Annotated in this window: 13 protein-coding genes; 1 reads left to right on the plus strand and 12 read right to left on the minus strand. The window is 39.4% G+C overall.

Annotation, left to right across the window (positions count from 1 at the left end; translation table 11 throughout):
• Window position 1 precedes the first annotated feature (1 nt).
• The 6 genes from A6749_RS08645 to A6749_RS08665 all read right to left on the minus strand — a co-directional run bounded on the left by A6749_RS08645 (window position 2) and on the right by A6749_RS08665 (window position 10291).
• Entirely contained in the window at window positions 2-4408 is a 4407-nt protein-coding gene (locus A6749_RS08645) for a discoidin domain-containing protein (RefSeq protein ID WP_066388104.1), read from the minus strand.
• Between the two features lie 279 nt (window positions 4409-4687).
• On the minus strand, window positions 4688-4855 hold the full coding sequence (locus tag A6749_RS28595) for a DUF6903 family protein (RefSeq protein ID WP_169809857.1): 168 nt from the start codon (window positions 4853-4855) through the stop codon (window positions 4688-4690).
• The gene (gene gnpA, locus A6749_RS08650) at window positions 4845-7016 is read right to left on the minus strand and encodes a 1,3-beta-galactosyl-N-acetylhexosamine phosphorylase (RefSeq protein WP_066388111.1); all 2172 of its coding nucleotides are present in this window, start codon (window positions 7014-7016) and stop codon (window positions 4845-4847) included. Before gnpA ends, A6749_RS28595 begins: the two co-directional genes overlap by 11 nt.
• Window positions 7017-7032: 16 nt before the next feature.
• A complete protein-coding gene (locus A6749_RS08655; protein ID WP_066388118.1) occupies window positions 7033-7914 on the minus strand; it encodes a carbohydrate ABC transporter permease in 882 nt (293 codons plus the stop codon).
• 14 nt (window positions 7915-7928) lie between these two features.
• On the minus strand, window positions 7929-8819 hold the full coding sequence (locus A6749_RS08660) for a carbohydrate ABC transporter permease (protein ID WP_066388121.1): 891 nt from the start codon (window positions 8817-8819) through the stop codon (window positions 7929-7931).
• Window positions 8820-8947: 128 nt separating this feature from the next.
• Window positions 8948-10291, minus strand: coding sequence for a carbohydrate ABC transporter substrate-binding protein (locus A6749_RS08665; RefSeq protein ID WP_066388124.1), 1344 nt, complete (start codon window positions 10289-10291; stop codon window positions 8948-8950).
• A gap of 197 nt (window positions 10292-10488) precedes the next feature.
• On the opposite strand from A6749_RS08665, the gene A6749_RS08670 reads away from it, so the two are divergent.
• The gene (locus A6749_RS08670; RefSeq protein WP_066388127.1) at window positions 10489-11364 is read left to right on the plus strand and encodes an AraC family transcriptional regulator; all 876 of its coding nucleotides are present in this window, start codon (window positions 10489-10491) and stop codon (window positions 11362-11364) included.
• A gap of 102 nt (window positions 11365-11466) precedes the next feature.
• On the opposite strand, the gene A6749_RS08675 is transcribed toward A6749_RS08670, so the two are convergent.
• The 6 genes from A6749_RS08675 to A6749_RS08700 form a co-directional block, all read right to left on the minus strand.
• Entirely contained in the window at window positions 11467-12534 is a 1068-nt protein-coding gene (locus A6749_RS08675; protein WP_066388133.1) for a Ger(x)C family spore germination protein, read from the minus strand.
• Complete coding sequence (locus A6749_RS08680; RefSeq protein ID WP_236719639.1) at window positions 12531-13649, minus strand: GerAB/ArcD/ProY family transporter; 1119 nt, start codon at window positions 13647-13649, stop codon at window positions 12531-12533. The genes A6749_RS08675 and A6749_RS08680 overlap by 4 nt, the downstream gene beginning before the upstream one ends.
• On the minus strand, window positions 13646-15136 hold the full coding sequence (locus tag A6749_RS08685) for a spore germination protein (protein ID WP_066388137.1): 1491 nt from the start codon (window positions 15134-15136) through the stop codon (window positions 13646-13648). Before A6749_RS08685 ends, A6749_RS08680 begins: the two co-directional genes overlap by 4 nt.
• A gap of 184 nt (window positions 15137-15320) precedes the next feature.
• On the minus strand, window positions 15321-16595 hold the full coding sequence (locus A6749_RS08690) for a TRAP transporter large permease (protein WP_066388139.1): 1275 nt from the start codon (window positions 16593-16595) through the stop codon (window positions 15321-15323).
• Window positions 16596-16616: 21 nt separating this feature from the next.
• Window positions 16617-17183: a TRAP transporter small permease gene (locus tag A6749_RS08695; RefSeq protein WP_066388151.1), complete on the minus strand. Its 567-nt coding sequence runs from the start codon at window positions 17181-17183 to the stop codon at window positions 16617-16619.
• Between the two features lie 89 nt (window positions 17184-17272).
• Entirely contained in the window at window positions 17273-18280 is a 1008-nt protein-coding gene (locus A6749_RS08700; protein ID WP_066388155.1) for a TRAP transporter substrate-binding protein, read from the minus strand.
• Between the last annotated feature and the right edge of the window lie 221 nt (window positions 18281-18501).

The raw sequence follows: 18501 nt of genomic DNA on the forward strand, positions 1-18501 counted from the left end.
TTCATTTAGCTACATAAGTAGGATTCTTCACGAAAACTTCCACTTCTGCAACAGACAACATAAGCGGTCCGCTATGCGATTCCTCAAAGTTAATCGAAAACCTCGAAAATCTAGTTCCGGCTGGTATTGCAGCCCCAGCAAGATCAAAAGTGACCGATTTATCATTAGAGTTTACAGTTTTTACGCCTAAATCATATTCCTTCCCTGCTTCCGTATATACTTTGGCACTTAGTTTTTTAATTTTGCCGTTCGTATATTGAGGTCGGTTATATACAATAAATTTGGAAAGCTCTTGTGGTTTACTAAAATTAAAATCTACAAGCAGCGGCAGTGAAATTCCGTCTGCTTCGGTGATCAACCATTTCAATTCCGCAAGGGAGCTTTCACTGATCTCACCGTCAATCAGCTTAGCAAAAGCTGCAGCACCGCCTTGCATCTTCTCACCCGGACCAGTAACCGACATATCTTTATTGGACAATTGTAGTTCTTTCGGCTCCTGTGGCTGTTCAACCTCTCCCGGTTCTTCACCAGGCTTTAACACGTGGCCAATTTTATCAATGATATTAAAGGCTGTATTAACGAGCAATGATCTGGTGATCGGCATATCAAAAGTTAAGTCTTTTTTAGCCTTTAACTTAACCGTGGCCAATGTCTTGGTTCCTTCCAATGTTGATTGCGTCCCCTTGTTGGAAAACGCCGCCATAATTCGTTGTTCAGATTTTCCAATCCCCGCCATTGCAGAGTAATTTAACATTTTGGCAGTTTCATTGGTTGAAGAAACCATATTTTCGCCCTGTTTTACTACTTCATATTTGTTCGGGTCCAGCTTAAGTTCCAAATTGAAGGCATTAATATCCTTAAGGCCGGCCCCAATGATCTCTACCGTAAATTCCTCACCCGCTTTTAACTGCTCCTTGTCAGGCCTGATATCTAATTGTCCGGCAACCGGTTTGCCCGTTGGCCGAAGCGGCTGTTGTCCCAATTGGGAAGCTACGTACATTAAATCATAGGTGTCAATGACCCCATTGAAATTAATATCAACCTTTGAAACCTGTCCCCAAGCTGTATCTGTTTGGTCAACGCCCATATAGCTTGCAAAGAAAAGCAGGTCCTCTTCGTCAATTTTTCCATTTGGGATATTCTCGCCTACAACCGTTCCTTCTGTTTTATCCTTTTTGTATGGCCTAAATTCCTGTGCACTGCCAAAACCGCCCACAGCGTTTGTAATGGTCAGCTTAATATACCTTGCAACTACATTTTCCGGAAATGGAATGACTTTCGTGTCCTTATTTCTCTCAAATGTTCCATCGGTAATGATACTTTTATAGGTTTTTCCATCTAGGCTTACGTCTAAATTGTATTTTAATATCGTACCATTCCCGGCGTCTGGCCTTGGAACATACTCCAGCTTATCTAATTCATAAGCCAGCTTCATATCAATCTCAAAGGTATGCGGCAGTTTATTGCCAGCATCTCCCCATGCGGTATGCCACAATGTTTCATCTTTTCCATCCACAGCTAAAGCGGCTTCCTGCCCTGGCTGTTGACTATTCGCTTTTGCCGTCATATTCTTCGGAACATTTCGGTAGCGGTCAAGCTTCGTTCTTATTTTGACCTCATCACTCCATACGGAAGACCCTTTTGTATTCGTTGCTCTGATTCGATAAGAGTACTCTGTATCAGACATTAACCCTGAGTGTAAGAAGAATGGTGCTTCCTCGCTGTCACTTGCTTTAAACACATTTGTATGAACAACACCATTAATCATTAAATCATAGGTTGTATTCTCACCCTCAACCTTTTCCCAATTTAATCTGATATCCTGGTCGGTAATATTAGCCTCATCAGCATGAAGCCCCGTTGGAATAGTTGGTACTGCCTTATCCACTACTTCTGTCTTTTGAGTATTATCAAAGCCATTTACCGAAAAACTAACCGTATTTTTCGTGATATCTGTTTTTCCGACTTTAATATATAACTTTGGTGAGGTCATAATCTCAGTCTTTTCAAACGGCGACCCTTTTGTCGAATATTTGTTCAAGTTGGGATGTTCATTATAGAAGTAGACATTTTCTGAGTTTTGAAATTCCTCTTCAGTCGTAACTTTTCTTAATTTAACATTTTTATTGTTAATTTTAGCCTTTACATTCTTGGGAACGGCACGTGTGTTGACAATTACTTCTGTGCCCCGGTCTTTAACCATCCCTTTATAGCCCTTTCCTTTTGCGGGATTAACGGTTATATCCACTTTGTTTCCGATAATCTCAGAAGTGACCTTTGTTCTAGTATTTTTTCCATCCTTATAGTCAACCGTTTTACCATCATCTTCATAAAGGGTAAATTCAGATTTTCCTGATGGATAAACATCAAATATTCTATTCTCCGAACCATCCAATTCATTGATAGAATTGTTTTCCGGTGCCATTGGAATGATGGCTCCTGCCTTTACAAATACAGGAGTCTTCCATAGTGGAGCGTTAAAGTTATGAAGAACCGAACCTCCCTGATATTGATCGCCTGTAAAATAATCAATCCAAACTTGATTTTTACCTGGAAGATAAATTTCATTTCGTACTTCAGCTGCATTAGAATTTCCATCATATATTGGTGCCACTAACAAATTTGGCCCCCACATATATTGATACTGTGTTTCAGTCCCGTACGTATATGGATCATTTGGATATTCTAACATCATCCCTCGAACCATTGGCATCGATGTTGATGTCGATTCCTCAGCAATCGTGTAGTTATAAGGCATCATTTGCGCCTTTAACTTCAAATACATTCTATTAATCGATGTATATGGTTCCCCGTAATTCCACGGATTTTTAGATTTGCTGTAATCAGTACCTCCCGATGCCCAGCCGTCCATATCGATTTGGATCGGAGTGAATGTCTTCCATTGAAAATCCCGTGTCTGAACTTTTGGGTCTCCGCCAAAAATACCATCCATATCTGAGCCGACGTTTGGATTTCCGGATAGGCCGGCGCCAATGTAAGTAGGAATATGCATCCTGATATACTCCCAATTACCGCCATATTGGTCTCCTGACCATAATGTTGAATAACGCTGAGTACCGGCCCATCCATCTACAGTAATAACGAATGGACGTGCACCACCAGAATATTTTTCTATACCTTCTGCTGCTTGACGAGTTGCATTTAATGCCATAGAATATCCTTGCCCGACCCATGCAACATCCGTCTTTATTGCCCTGACACCAGCTTTCACTTCTCCTTCTAGGTCCCTGCGCAATGGACTGTCTTCAGGTAAGTTAGGGTCCGGATAGAGATTGCTTTGCGTCCATAATCCTACCTCGACTTTTTGATCATTTGTTTTATCAACAAATTGCTTCAAATTATCCAATCCGCCATACCCGCATCCATAGCCGTCATTTGGTAAAAACCATCCTAACGGCATATCTTTCTCAACATGTTGATTTACGTTATTTAGCCCATTCGTCAGAAGTGTCCTTTGGTCCTTATGGCCATTATGGGTTCCATTAAAACAGTCAGCATGCCCTAAATAGAAACCGTATTCTGGCATAAGCGCTGGTTTCCCAGTTAATTCTGTATATTCGTCAATGATTTTTGGAATGGAATTATCTACAAAATAATAAGCGTCAAATCTGTCTTCATTGTGCGTAAAAGTAGCGGTTTTCGCAAAATCGTAAACGCCTTGCTTAAAGGTATTTCGCATAACTCCGTAGCCTTCAGTGCTTAAATAAAATGGAACTGGACTTGATGCGGCACCTGCATCCCAACCTCCACCGATGGCAATTTTGATGGAATTATTCTTATGGGCATAAAATCCATTCTGTTGACCTCCGCCATAAAAATATTCATTTTCTTTTGAATCAAGGGTTTGAACGGTACCCCCGCTGGAATGTTTTAACGGTTCACTCTCAGACCAAAGAATTTTTGACCTTTTTTTATCGTACAAGCTCATCTTCGAAGAAGCTTTATCGATTCTTAATTCCAAAGCATCGGTCGAAATTTTATAAACACTGTTATCACTTTCATCGACCTGAATATCAATGTCCCCGTATTGCTTTTTGTAATCACCGACGTTTTTATCGATGATTTTCGTTTCATGCTCAGGTTTGTTGGGAGTTGGATATTCTTCAAAAACTCCCTTTGGATCTAAATGGAGACGGAAAACATTGTTTTTTAGAAAGTTAATTTTTATTTTTTCACCTGTTTCTATGGTAAGGTATACGTTATTGCCATCTTGTGTAATCTTAGTTACTTTTCCAATAGTGTTATAGGTTTGATTAGTAGAAACATTATTTATGGAGTAATTAGGTTCTGCTGCTAGTGCAGATGCGGATGGAAACATTGAAAGCAACATACCTGCTGATAGGCATAAGCCCACCAGTTTTTTCAACCTAGCTTTACGTCTTTGCATATTCAACCTCCCAATGTAATTATGAAGTGTCCCGAAAATGATCCCTTTTGACTACTCAGACTTCAAATATCTAATACAAGATCAACCCCTTTTTTCACTCTTAAATCGAGATTAATGAAATTTCTGAACATTTTAAATATATAACAAATCGGGTTGATGGGTCAACCCAATAACATAAATATCCTTCAAAAGTAATACCAAAAATGGATTAGTATTTTAAAAAAAATAAAACTTTAACGAAGCGAATAATCCTGCTTCATTAAAGTTTTACTTTTCCAATTAAACGTATTTCCGATTATAATCATATAGCAGACCCAATAATCCAGCGAGTCCAAATAACATAAGTCCTAGTTCGGGTTTGCCGACTGTTTTTTGGCCGGTGATGATTAGTGCTAGGCTTACGATCAATACGATTAGTTTTATGACGACTAAGATTTTACCCTTCATGTAAAATAGCCTCCCACCGTATTTCGCTAGGTGCTAGTGTTACTTCTTTCCCGTTTCCTTCGCCGTCATACACAATTGTCTTTTGTTCTTGCATCGAATTATTGATAATCGCCATCTTTTGAATGGCTGGATAGGCATGAACCTCACAGTACACATTGCTGGCATGCCATTTAAGGAATTCTTGTTCTTTATGGGCAGCATAGTACATTGCCCGCATCAACAGCCTAGTATTCTGCTCGCTATACGGCAGCCCTGCGATATAGACGGTTCGGCCATTGCCGAAAGGATGGCTCGATAAATGGACTTCCCCATCGGAATACTCAATTATTTCTGTCTCCTCTGTCAGGGCATAAATATTCTTCATGCCTTCACCGAAATCATATTCGCTAATGTCAGCTGAAATAAAGTGCTCCTTGACCGGAGTGACAAAATATTTATCAGTCGATAAACTGAAACCTAATTCTTTATCTACACCTAAAGCAGTTGCTAATTGGAAATAATGGCCTTCATGCTGATAAGCTGTCGGCTCCCCAATACCAATAAAGCCTCCGCCATTATAGATCCAGGACCTTATGGCAGTAACCAATTTCTCATTTTTCCATTGAACGCCGCCGGAAAAAGCCGTACCTGCATCCCCGGCATTAATGATGACGTCCACATCCTCCGGAACTCCGTCTCGGACCACATCATCAAAACTAATAAAAGTCACATCTACACTAGCTCCGCTCAATGCTTCCAAAACACCTAAATAGGAATAAATTTGCTTATACCATAAGGCGTGGGCCACCATATGGGTCTGCCACGTTCTCAGTCCGCCCCAGGCGTTTAAAATCGCAACCTTCAATCCGCTGTATGGTTTCACCTCTTTAATCGTTTCATAAATTTCCCGGAATTCATCCGTCACTTTCTCAATATAGGAGACAAAATCCGGGAATTTATACGCTAAGCTTAAATAACCGCCATAGCCGATGCGGTCGACTGGATTTCGTAAAATCGCTCTCCGGGCTGTCAGCCAGTTTTCATTGGCTTCAATAACTGGGTTATTGCCTTCATAAAAGGTATCCGGGAAGAAATACGGTAAAAATCTGCCTTCCGTATAACAGACATGCGGTATATCGGCAATCATCCTGATGGTTGCCCCGCCGCCGACACTCCCGACGACTGCATCTAGGCCGATTTTTTCAAAATGCTTTCCATAAGGTTCGGTTCCAATCCAGTTATCCCCAAGGAACATCATCGCTTCTTTGCCGCTTTCATGCACAATGTCCACCAGCTTCTTCGCTTCTTCCGCTACAAACTTTTGAACAAAATCCATATAGTCTAAAAAGGCAGGTGATGGGACTCGAAAGGAAGTATTGTAATAGCCTTGGTCTACAATATCTTCGGGACGAAGGCGATAGCCTTTTTCTTTTTCAAAGGCGTCTAATGCGGCGACTGAAACGCTGGCACCATAGCCAAACCAATCGACAAATTTTTCCCTTCCGAGATTATTAAACACCAGCGTAAAATGATAGAAGAACGTCGTAAATCTAACGACATCTGTATCCGGATTATCCTTCAGCCATTGGGTTAAATAATTTTTCATATATTCATTGGAATGCGGCTGCCTGACATCAAATGGAATATCATGCGGCTTATCGCCCCAATTATTCGTAATATGGTTATACATTTGCGTAGGATCCCAGACTGCAAATACAAGAAATGATACTGTATATTCGTGCCAAGGAACCGCCTTTGTTATAATAACCCGGTCAGCCTCTTCATTTACTTTCCAATCAGACGGATCAACCACCTTACCGGTTGTCCGATCGATGACTTCCCAATATTTCTTCGGATCGTGAAGATAATCCGGACGTAATTGTTCCTCGAAATAGCCCGTCATAAACTCAATTTCCAGCGTATCCGTCAGTGCTGTATTGAATTGGCTCATCAAGTAAAGCTGCTGGCATTCTTCCATATGCTTTTCAGCAAACTCATTATGCCCGCGCGCTACAAAATAAGTCGTATAAATCTTCGCATCCAGCTGTTTAATCTCATCATCCAGCTTCGTTCCGTCACTATCGCGAATGGCATCCGCACCCCAGAGTTCCATCAATTCCTTTGTTTCGTTCAAAAAGTTTTGTTCGCTTGGCAGAGTCACGCGCCCTCTAGTCTTTTTCATGATCATCCTCCTCAACCTAATCCTTCAAACCGCCAAGGGTCATCCCTTGCGTCAATTTCTTTTGCACAATGATGTATAAAATCAAAGTCGGCAGCATCACGAGAACCATCCCGGCATACATTTGCCCATAGTTTGCTGCTGATTTTTGCGCTGCCATTAAGTTCATCAGCCCAACAGGCAGGGTCTTATTAGGACCGGGAATTAATGTCAGGGCGATAATATATTCATTCCAAAATGCCAGGAAGTTAAATAAAATGATGGCGATAATACTCGGCCGTGCCATCGGAATCATAATTCTTATCATTGTTTTGAAATAACCTGCCCCATCTACCATTGCGGCTTCCTCATATGTGGAAGGAAGCGATTGGAAATAGCTTGATAGCAAGTATATGGTGAAGGGCAAAGCTGTCGCGGCATAAACAAACGCTAGAACAAACAAATTGTCTAATAAAAAGCCTTCACCAAATTGCCCCCGCAAAAAGGTATCCCCGTTCAATAACATGAGGAAAATCGGCACGACAATGTAGTTCACATTGATAAATAAGCCTGCTTTAAATAACGTATTCATCAATCTGCTGCCTCTAAAGGTATATCTCGCCAGCACATACGCTGCAGGCAGGGCAACCACTAATAAGATTAGCAGCGCCAAAGCGGTAACCCAGACTGAATTCCACATATAGGTGCCCATGTTTGCCTTCTCGAATGCATCGATAAAGTTTTGAAAATAAAACCCTTTCGGCATCGCCCATGGACTGCCATAAAACTCCTTATTTTGTTTAATCGACGCTAAGAACACCCAGCCAACCGGGATAATAATCGAAATGGCTAATGTAATTAGTGCGACATAAATAAATATGCGATAAATTTTTTCTGCACTCATGCTTTTGTCTTTTTTCATTGTTCATGGCCCCCCTAATACTCCAGTACGTCCCGTTTGGTGACATGGCTGATAATAGCTGACAATGCAAATGAAAATAGGAAGATTACCACGCCAATCGCCATACCGTAACCATATGAAGAATTGGTGTACGCCTGCTTATACATATAGCTTAAAAATACCTCTGTAGCCCCGTCAGGCCCTCCTCCTGTCATCGCCTGGACGAGCAGAAAGCTTAGGTTAATCGTACTGATAATAAAGAAGGTAAGTGTTGTTCGAATGTTATTCCAGATTAATGGAAGTGTAATACTGAAGAATTGCCTGATCCGTCCGGCACCTTCCAAAGCGGACGCTTCATAAAAGCTTTCCGGGATGCTTGCGATACTAGCCATATACATCACCATGTAGTAGCCAATCGCCTGCCAAACGAGTGCCCTGCCGATACTATAAATGGCTATTTGCTGATCGCCCAGCCATAATTTTTGCAGGCTTTCAAGCTTAAATAAACCTAGCATATTATTCAACAAGCCGGTTGTTGGGTCATAGACAGCTGAAAAGATACCGGCAATGACGACAATCGATAAGATATTTGGGATGTAAAAGATAATTCGAAAAAAGCTGTTGCCTTTCATTTTCTCCCGTGTCAGAATTGACGCAAACAAAATGGCAATCACCATCGTGATGAGTGTGACCACGACGATCAATAAGATACTGTTTTGCAGGGAATGGATAAAGTTCATATCATTCCAGAGCTTTTTAAAGTTTTCAAGCCCGACGAACACCTGATTATTAGAAAATCCGCCCCATTTATACATAGACATTCGAAAGACCTCAATCGTGGGCACAATCATAAAAATCGTTAATAAAATCAGTGCCGGAGCCGTACAAACAAAGATAAATATCCGTTTTTCTGTCGTTTTCTTCATTGCAATCACCTCTGATTTGAAAAGCGCATGCACCCTTTGCACATTGCACTTCAGGCTGGGAATACCGCTTAAAAAATATAACGGTGAGAGGGCTGCTCACCGTTATACTGCTTGTGCGTTTATATCCGTTATTTTAAAGCAGGCCGCAATTGGTCACTGGTTTTTTCAACGGCTTTTTGCCATTCTTTTACGGTTTTATCCCCAGAAACAATACTGTCAATGGTTCTGAATAAAGTATCAGCCATGCTGACGCCTTCCACTGCATCTGTTGCCGCAAAACCGCCCATACCTGCTTTTGCTCCATTATCATAGATGCTGTAGAATAATTGATTGTCGCCTGATAGTTTACTAGAAATACCTTCAATTGGCTGAATTGCTCCAGATTCAGCAAAAATACTTGCCGCTTTTTCAGAATAAACGAACGTTAAGAAATCCTTAGCCGCATCTTTATTTGTCGCCTGGGATGGGATCCACATTTGTTCAAAGAACGTAAAAGCGTAGCGGTCGCCGCCATCTTCAAGTGAAGGCAGTGAAGTCATTCCCCATTCAAAGCCATCTGCTCTAGGGGCGTCCTTCATTTCACCTACTACCCAAGTTCCATTTGGCATAAATAACGCTTTATTATCCAAGATCAATTGTTGATTTTTTGTATAGTCCTTATCATTGGCATTGGCAACAGTAGTCGGCTCAGTGTATTTTGCTAATTTGCCAACAATTTCAAATGCTTTTGTGGCTTCAGATGATTCCCAAATGCCATCTTCATATCGCATTGCTTTATTATAAAAATCTGGTCCGCCTACTTCTAAAAGTAAGGAATAGAAGAATGCATCAAAGTAGCCGGTGGTTGGATACGTAAATAATGAAATACCTTCAGCTTTTGCCTTATCACCTAAAGCCCACATTTCATCCCACGTTTTTGGGACTTCCCAGCCTTTTTCCTTAAATAAAGCGGCATTGTAGAATAATCCTGTCGGACTGTAGAACATAGGTGCCATATAGGTTTTTCCGTCATTATAAGGATTTGTGGCAAGGGTTTCCGTAAACCCTGGAACCAGTTTATCCTTCACTTTGACATCTTCCCCAAAGACGTTTTGATTGAACACATCGGTAATGTCTTCTAATGCTTTATCTTTAATTAACGTTTCGGTAAGTGCCAGTTTTCTTCCCGTTGCTAGTAACACAACATCAGGGTAGTTTCCAGCTTTCATATTTGGACTGATAACCTCTTCCAAGTTTTTATCAACGGTTAATTCCACATTAATTTTGGGATTCGCTTCCTCGTAAGCGTCAGCAATTTTTGTCCACATGTCCTTACCATAAGCAGATTCCAGCGCCGCCACATGAAGAGTCTGCTTTCCGTCTGCATCTTTGCCGCCCTTTGAATCTACCTTTGTGCTGTTACCACTCTGACAAGCTATCAAACTAAGTGATAATAAAGCTGTCATCCCTGCCATCAAAACTTTCTTTTTCATCCTTCTCTCCTCCTTTATACCTATCTCTAGCTTAAAGTATACGAGGCTTAAAACGCTTCCACAATAAACATCTTGTTCTGTTTTTTAGGTATCTTGCTTTTCATTGTTAAAATCCGCTAAAAAAAATTATACTTAAGAGAATGAGGCACGAGAACCGTCTCTACGTATACCTACATAATTGATAAGGAGGGGATGAATTGTCAAATGAGATTTATGAGGTGAGGCCAGCTCATCGAGAGCATCTTCCTGTTAAGCTTCTGTATGTTACAAAAGCGCGATATGATAAGGATTGGCATAGCACCAATCATACGCATCACTTTACCGAAATCTTATTTATCATAAAAGGAAAAGGGACGTTTGTTTTTTTCAATGAGGAGGTTCCTGTTGCTGAGAATGATTTAATCATCATTAATCCTAATAGCGAACACACGGAAAAGTCCTGCGCTAATGACCCTCTTGAATACATTGCACTGGGAATTCAGGGGCTAGCCTTTTCTTCTCCGGATTCTCCTGGTTCACAGGTTACTTTTCTTAATTTTAAACAGGAGGAAAAGGTTTATCGGTTTTACATCCAGCAATTGGTTGAAGAAGTGGAAAACCAAAAGGAAGATTATGAACTGGTCATTCAAAACCTATTGGAGGTCCTCCTCCTTAAAATGATGCGGAGAAAGGCATTCAACTTAGAAAAGACCTCTTCTGAAAAAATCAGCAAGGATGTTGCTTTTATCAAAAATTACATAAAGCAGCATTTTCGCGAGGATATTAATTTAGATACACTGGCGGAGGCCGGTCATATTAATAAATACTATCTCTCTCATTCCTTTAAGAAATCAGTAGGTGTCTCCCCAATCGAATATTTAATTCAAACCCGGATCAGAGAAAGTAAAATTCTGTTAGAGACCACTAACTACCCCATCTCAGATATTGCAGCTATAACCGGATTCTCTTCCCAGTCATTCTTTGCCCAATCCTTTAAACGAGTGGCAAATGTCACGCCCTCGCAATACCGAAATGCCAAAAACACTAAGAAAAAGGGGCAAAAAAAGCAAAGTAAAACAAGAAAAAAAAATTAACCATCTTGAGTCCTGTATTCTTGGGGGCTCGGGATGATTAATTTTTTTATGACCCAAGGAAATAAATGCGTTTTTGGCGGGACGGTAGAACCGTCCCAATGATTAACTGATTGTGCTTGTACCAGCAATAGTGACATTGCAGTCTATTTTAACATTTAGATTTTTATAATCGTCTTCCCATTTTTTGAAGTCAAACCCCCGATTCTTACTTTTATAAAATTGTCCTAATCCAATCGGGTCGATGTTTTGAGCCTGGAATCTCTTTACTAGCTGTAAGCATTCCTTTTCCACTTCCTTTTCTAATTCTTTCTGAACCATCTCTATTTCTTTTGTCTCTTGCAGTTTCTTTCCTGTATATTCTTGGATTGTTCCCTTAATTTTAATTTGAATCGTTACTTGGGAAGGATTTTGTTTTGAAATTTCAAATTTATGGATGGAGCGAATACTTCTGACAGATGCTTTCTCGCCCTTTTCCTTTGAGACTGAAAAATTGCCGTTACTATACTTATCTACCAACAGTTTAAAAAAAAACATCTTTTCGGCTGGAATAATATCTACTGCTTTATCGCCTCTAAACAGGCTAATCCCGCTTATTTCGACCTGATCATCGCTTATTTGTTTCAGTTGAGGAAGGTAAATATCTTTTCCTTTTTGATAATAATCATATAATAACAAGTGGAGATTCGTTTTGGGTAAATCTCTACCTTTCACGTGAGAATCCAGAAGGTTGTATAAATAATCGCCACTTCCCTCTGTTCCATAACGTCCTTGTAATATAGTTTGAGCCTTTCCTTCAGAGATGACAAAAAAGTTTCTGGCCCCTATGGAAACATCTCTTTGATACGGATCTAATAGATCTTTAATCCCTCTCTTGCCAAGCTCCTCCCCAATGATTGTAACCCCCAAACCGCCAGTAACAAGCGGCTGTGAAGATTGTCTATTCGCATTTATTAAAAGATCTCTTCTCAAAACAGCTTTAGAGGAATACGTTTGGTTACTGATGCTTTTATCAGATTTGTAATTTTGGGTAAGAAAAGTGCCGATTAGTTGTTTATCTTTTAAATAGTCAAATCCGACACCAGTGACGATATTAATATCATCAATGATTTTTTTTTCAATACATCCCGCCAGCAGAAACAGTGTGATTATAACAAAAATTAACCTTTTCATTTTTGCTTCACCTTCTTTGTAATCTGGACCGCAAGGAATAATAGCGGAATGTACAGCACCGTGAAGGCAAATCCTATTTTCTCCACAAGAATGTTTAACCGTTCAATCCCTTCCCGTGTATGAATAAGATTGATGGCGGCCAAAAGGGCTATAACGAACAGGTACACCCCATTTTTCTGCCTGATATTAAAAATTCTATTCACTAGCCTAGAGCCAATCCAGATTGACAAACACACATTGGGGAGGATAATTAAATTCCAGTTTGCAATCCCAATAAATTCAAAGCGGTCTACAAACGATAGCTTCAGAATTTTCCACATCGTTAATGTTGGCCACAATAACTTTTGCAGCTGTTCTTCCGAGAAATAGGCAAAAGTTAACACCGAAAAAACCCCGTATAAAAGAGTGGTAGTGAACAAGGAAAAGTGTGCCCATTTTTTTGATTCTTGTGGCTCCTTAATAAATGGGTAAAGGAACAGTACGATTTCAAATCCTATAAAGGAAAGTGTCATGTGAAAGGAACTTTTTAATAGATCGTTTATGGAATGATCCCAAATAGGCAATAAACTTTCAAAGTTAGAAAATGGTAAATTAAAACTAAATGTAAACAATAGGTAGGCAGGCAAGACGAGGCTGAAGAACGCAATTCCAACAACTGTTCTTAGTCCGCCAAATACAATATACATACAAAGCAGTAAATAACTAAAAGTGAACCAGAAAATGTTTATTTCAGGAAACACCCAAACCTGGATAATTTCAATGAAAGTTCGAAGAGTAGCCAAACAATGCAAAAGGAAATAGCCAATAGAATGAAGTGATAATAGCTTCCCGAGAAAATTCCCCGCAACATACGTATGGGCTGCCACGATATCTCCGTTAACAGTTTCCGTAATTTTATAAATCATCCAAAGAATAATATGAAGGCAGGCACCTACAAAAAAAATAGAAATCCAGGCATCGTAGCCGGAATCTTTAGCAATTCTCCGCTGAAAGTCAAACGCACCAAGTCCGATTTGCATGGACATAATCGCATAAAAGATTAAGAAAGGGGAAATTTTCAGCCTGTCAGGAATGGTTTGCGCTTGCATAATGGCATCACCTTCTCTTGTATTCATTCCTCAATATCCTTTTTCATTTTTGCCTTTTTCTTACTAAAACGTATGGGATTTTCCGTTCTTAAAAATTCTGGTCTTATTGCACTGTTTTTAAAAGGAACCCTGATCAGGGAATCCTTTAGGTCGATCACTCTTGGTGGATAAAAAGGCTCCAAAAACGGCCTGCCAAGAGAGGTAAGTCGGATTAAATGGGCCAATAAAATACAAAAACAAAATACGATACCAATCAATCCCCATAGGTGAGCAAAAAACAAAAAAGGGAAGCGAAGGACACGGATGGTATTGCCCATTTTATAGATCGGTGTCGTAAAGGAGGCAAGAGCTGCAAGTGCGATAAGAATGAGAAGCACATTACTTGTTAGACCTGCTTCAACCGATGCAGTCCCAATGACAATCCCTCCCACGATACCAATAGTCTGTCCTACTTTCGTCGGCAGCCTTGCCCCCGCTTCCCGTAACAATTCAATCGTCACTTCCAAAAATAACGCCTCTAGGACTGGCGGAAATGGAACAATCCTCCTTGATGATATTAATGTACCTAATAAATCATGTGGAATAATTTCATAGTGGTACGTAAGGACTGCCACATAAAGCGGGGTTACCAAGACGGAAAAAGAAACGGCAAACACCCGAAGCAATCTGAAAAATGAAGCAATAATCCAATTTAAAAAATAATCTTCGAAGGCACTGAAAAAATTAACAAAAGTAGTCGGCGTAATCAAAGCATGCGGTGAACCATCTACAATAATGGCGATCTTCCCCTCGGACAAAACCGCCGCGACTCTGTCTGGTCTTTCTGTATCGAGTAACTGAGGAAATGGTGAATTCGAGTTATCCGATATGATCTGTACGATATAAGAACTGTCCGTAATGGCATCATATTCAACATCTTTTAAACGCTGCCTGACAGTATTCACATTCTCCTGATTCGTAATACCCTCAATATGTAAGACAGCAATCTTTGTTTTAGAAAGACTTCCAATTGTAAATTCTTCCACAATTAATTCTTTTATTGGCAATCTGCTTCTGATTAAGTTTAAATTTGTCTCCATGGATTCTACGAAGGCTTCCTTTGGGCCGACAACAGAAATCTCTACCTCGGGTGGTGTTAAAGAACGAACAATTTCTTTTTTGGCTGCAATACAACCATACCGCTCTTCCTCTGTTTCAATTGTCAGCAGCACAAAGCCGTTGCATAAATTTTCTTCAATTTTGGAAGGAGTATCACAAATTTGAATATCTTCTAGTGGAATAACTTTCTTTAAATCATCCATGGAATGAAAATCACTTCTTAATAAAGGAGAAAGGATTCCTTGCTGAACGATTTCCTCATCCACTAAAGTAGAGAAAAATGAAAGGCAAAATTGCACATTTGTTTTTTGATTACAATAATAGCTACTTTTAAAATCTTTGGATTTAGCTAATGTTTGTATCCAATCTTTCTTTTCCATCCCCTCATCAACACTCTTCCTTTTTAACCATTTCATCCTATCATCACCATCATTTCACGATATGTAAATTATTCCCCTACTAGGAGAAGTTATGAATCATAATGGTAAATGGCGGCATTTGAATCAAGGAATTTGCTAACAAAAAAAGGAGCAATTCCCCCATGTTGAGAGATATACCCCTTCTGGTGTTTATACAAGTCCGCTCCCTGCGTCACATTTCTTAAACCCAAAACATGGATATCGCAGGGAAGAATGTAATAATTAACAAATCCACTACCATGACGATAATAAATGGAATGACAGATTTAATAATTTTATCATAAGAAACATCTGCTATACCTTTTACCACAAATAAGTCTAACCCTACCGGCGGAGTAATAAGTCCTATGGACAGGTTAACTACCATTATCAGACCGAAGAAGATTGGATCTATTCCGGCGGCAATGGCAATCGGTAATAATAATGGTGTTAAGATGGTAATAGCGGCCGAAGCATTTAAGAAACAGCCTGCAATAAAAAATATAACGGTGAACATTAAAAGTACTAAGTAGCGATTATCAGAGAATCCTGATACAAGCTGTACCAATTGATGCGGGATTTGCTCCGCTGTCAGCAGCCATCCAAACAGGTTAGCAGCTGCAATAATAAACACAACCATAGCTGTCATTTTGCCTGCCTTAATGAATGCTTCAGGCACATCCTTCCACTGCATATCTTTGTAGACAAACTTATTAATAATAAAAGCATAGGCAGCAGCTGCAGCTCCGGCTTCTGTTGGGGTGAATATACCTCCTCTGATCCCGAATATAATAAATAAAGGTAAAATTAAAGCCAATATACCTTCAAAAAATGTCTTTTTAAAAGTTGCGAACTCAAATTTCGTTGCTTCCTCGGAATAGTTATTCTTTTTGGTCAACCAATAGTTTAACAGCATAATCGATAAACCGATTAAAATCCCAGGAACGATACCTGCGGTAAATAAAGACCCAATTGAAACTCCTGCCGTTACCCCGTAAACAATCATGGGAATCGATGGTGGTATAACAACAGCGATGGTTCCCGCACTTGCAACAGTTGCAGCAGCAAAACCTTTATCATAACCTTTTTGTTCCATCATTGGAATCATCATTTTACCTACAGCCGCTGTATCTGCTGCACCTGAACCAGAAATTCCTGCAAAAAACATACTTGTTAAGGTAGAAACCTGCGCTAACCCGGATTTGACCCATCCAACAGATGCAAACGCAAAGGCTGCAATTCTTCGTCCCATACTGCCGGACATCATAAATTCACCCGTCAGCATAAAGAAAGGAATAGCTAGAAGTGGAAAAGAGTCTACAGAGGTAATTAGTCTTTGAGGTACTACTTCTAATGGAATATAATAAATGCTAGCTAAAAATCCCGAAATGGATGCTAAAATTAGGGAAATTGCAATTGGGACGCCAATAAACATAAATAAAAACAAAACAACAAGGACAACTAAAGCAACCGTCATTCAAACCCCTCCTTTAATAAATTAAATCGGCATCTCTTCTATTGTTTCGATTGGTGCAGAATTCTTTTGGTTTTTTATTTCCAGCAAGCCAAGTATATTTACAACAGCATGAATGAGACAAATAATGGAGCAGATAAGAACTGCACAATAAATTAGCGTCATATTTAGTCCCATTGATGGAGATATTTGCTGGCTTGTAAATTTCAAGATTCTCCAGCCAAAGACAATTAGAAACAAAAATACCGCAGAATTAACAGCTTCTATGACGACTAATAGTTTGCCTTTAAATTTTTCAGGCAGATAGTGATGTAAAATTTCCACCTGTGCATGTTCTTTACTTTTATAAACCAGTCCAATTCCCAGAAAAACGATCCATACAAATAAATAGCGAATAAGTTCTTCAATCCAGCTAAAATTAAAAACAGAGAAATCAATCATTGGAAGCATATTCCGCATAAAAGAACTTTGCAATACAAAACGGGAAAACACCGAGTATACAGCAGCTACAAAGGCAATCACGAAAAGTACAATCAGTAGAAATCGACTGGCTTTATTTATTTTTTGGCTTAACACTGTTAGAAATTTCATGATTATAAGGCACCTCCAAATAATTTTTTTAAAACCGACTTTTTGGGGCTATATCTTTCCATCTATTGAAGCCGTTTGAACAAGCAGTTTTATGGCTGCTTTAGTTTTTCTATTTTTTCTAATAAATCCTTGCCGATAGAATCTTGAAATTCTTTATATACTGGTTTTACCGCTTCTCTTAAGGAATCTAAATCAGGATGTTCCTCTATTTCGATATCCGATTTTCTTAAATTATCAAGCAGGGTTTTCTCATCCTCTAAAGCTACTTTTCTTTCATATTGAATGGCTTCTTTTGAAGATTCTGTTATCACTTTTTGAAGGTCTTTAGGTAGTGTGTCAAATGTAGTCTTACTCATAATAAATACTGCGGCATCATAATTGTGGTAGGTTAATGTAAGGTATTTCTGCACTTCATGAAATTTGTTCAAGTAAATTTGCGCCAAAGGGTTTTCCTGCCCATCGACAACATGCTGCTCAAGCGCCGTATACAATTCACCAAACGGTACAGGTACCGGAGTAGAACCCAGTGCCTTGACGAAGGAAATATAAGGAGGGGATTCCTGGACCCTAATCTTCAAACCAGCAGCATCTTTCGCCGTTTTGAATGTTCTCACATTGTTGGTCATATGTCTCCAGCCGTTTTCCATATAACCTAAATTCATTAACCCCCTATTCGGTAAGTTAGCTGAAATCTGCTGACCAATTTCGCCATCTAGCACTCTGAATGCTTGTTCACGGCTTTCAAATAAATAAGGTAAATTCAATACATTGAATTGTGGGGCAAAATTGGTAACTGGTGCAACAGATCCAATATGAAAATGGATAGAGCCAATCTGGGCCCCTTCAATTTGGTCCCGGCCGTTCCCTAACTGACTACTTGGAAAAATATCAATTTGAATTCTTCCATTTGACTTTTTTTCAACCAATTCTTTAAACTTTAATGCCCCTTTATGATAAGGATGGGTTTCCGTTTGCAGATGTCCCAGCCTTAACACATATTCAGCTTTTGACTTTTTACCTGCCGCCGTATTCGAGCAGCCGGCACTAATAAAGAGAACCGTTAACACCATTAGAATCAGTACAGACAATTTTTTCATCTTCTATCCTCCCTATTCATTTGTAAGCCTTTTCATCTTTTTAAAAAACATCCCGGAACCGATGATTAAATTCTGCTCTATGGTTCAGTCACCCAACCAGTTCTCTTTAATTATATTTTAATTTTCTAAAAAATCAATATATTTTAGATAAAAATTTAATTGATTCATCACATTAAACATGATTTAATGAATTTATATTGGTTGGGCCACTATGCCAATTT

It is taken from the genome of Neobacillus mesonae, assembly GCF_001636315.1.
GTDB lineage: Bacteria > Bacillota > Bacilli > Bacillales > Cytobacillaceae > Neobacillus > Neobacillus mesonae.

Bases quoted from the DNA above. Each gene is read 5' to 3' on its own strand.
- A6749_RS08690 (WP_066388139.1), bottom strand. From the start codon at position 16,595: ATGACGGTTGCTTTAGTTGTCCTTGTTGTTTTGTTTTTATTTATGTTT.
- A6749_RS08695 (WP_066388151.1), bottom strand. From the start codon at position 17,183: ATGAAATTTCTAACAGTGTTAAGCCAAAAAATAAATAAAGCCAGTCGA.
- A6749_RS08675 (WP_066388133.1), bottom strand. From the start codon at position 12,534: ATGAAAAGGTTAATTTTTGTTATAATCACACTGTTTCTGCTGGCGGGA.
- A6749_RS08700 (WP_066388155.1), bottom strand. From the start codon at position 18,280: ATGAAAAAATTGTCTGTACTGATTCTAATGGTGTTAACGGTTCTCTTT.
- A6749_RS08655 (WP_066388118.1), bottom strand. From the start codon at position 7,914: ATGAAAAAAGACAAAAGCATGAGTGCAGAAAAAATTTATCGCATATTT.
- gnpA (WP_066388111.1), bottom strand. From the start codon at position 7,016: ATGAAAAAGACTAGAGGGCGCGTGACTCTGCCAAGCGAACAAAACTTT.
- A6749_RS08660 (WP_066388121.1), bottom strand. From the start codon at position 8,819: ATGAAGAAAACGACAGAAAAACGGATATTTATCTTTGTTTGTACGGCT.
- A6749_RS08645 (WP_066388104.1), bottom strand. From the start codon at position 4,408: ATGCAAAGACGTAAAGCTAGGTTGAAAAAACTGGTGGGCTTATGCCTA.
- A6749_RS08680 (WP_236719639.1), bottom strand. From the start codon at position 13,649: ATGAATACAAGAGAAGGTGATGCCATTATGCAAGCGCAAACCATTCCT.
- A6749_RS08685 (WP_066388137.1), bottom strand. From the start codon at position 15,136: ATGAAATGGTTAAAAAGGAAGAGTGTTGATGAGGGGATGGAAAAGAAA.
- A6749_RS28595 (WP_169809857.1), bottom strand. From the start codon at position 4,855: ATGAAGGGTAAAATCTTAGTCGTCATAAAACTAATCGTATTGATCGTA.
- A6749_RS08665 (WP_066388124.1), bottom strand. From the start codon at position 10,291: ATGAAAAAGAAAGTTTTGATGGCAGGGATGACAGCTTTATTATCACTT.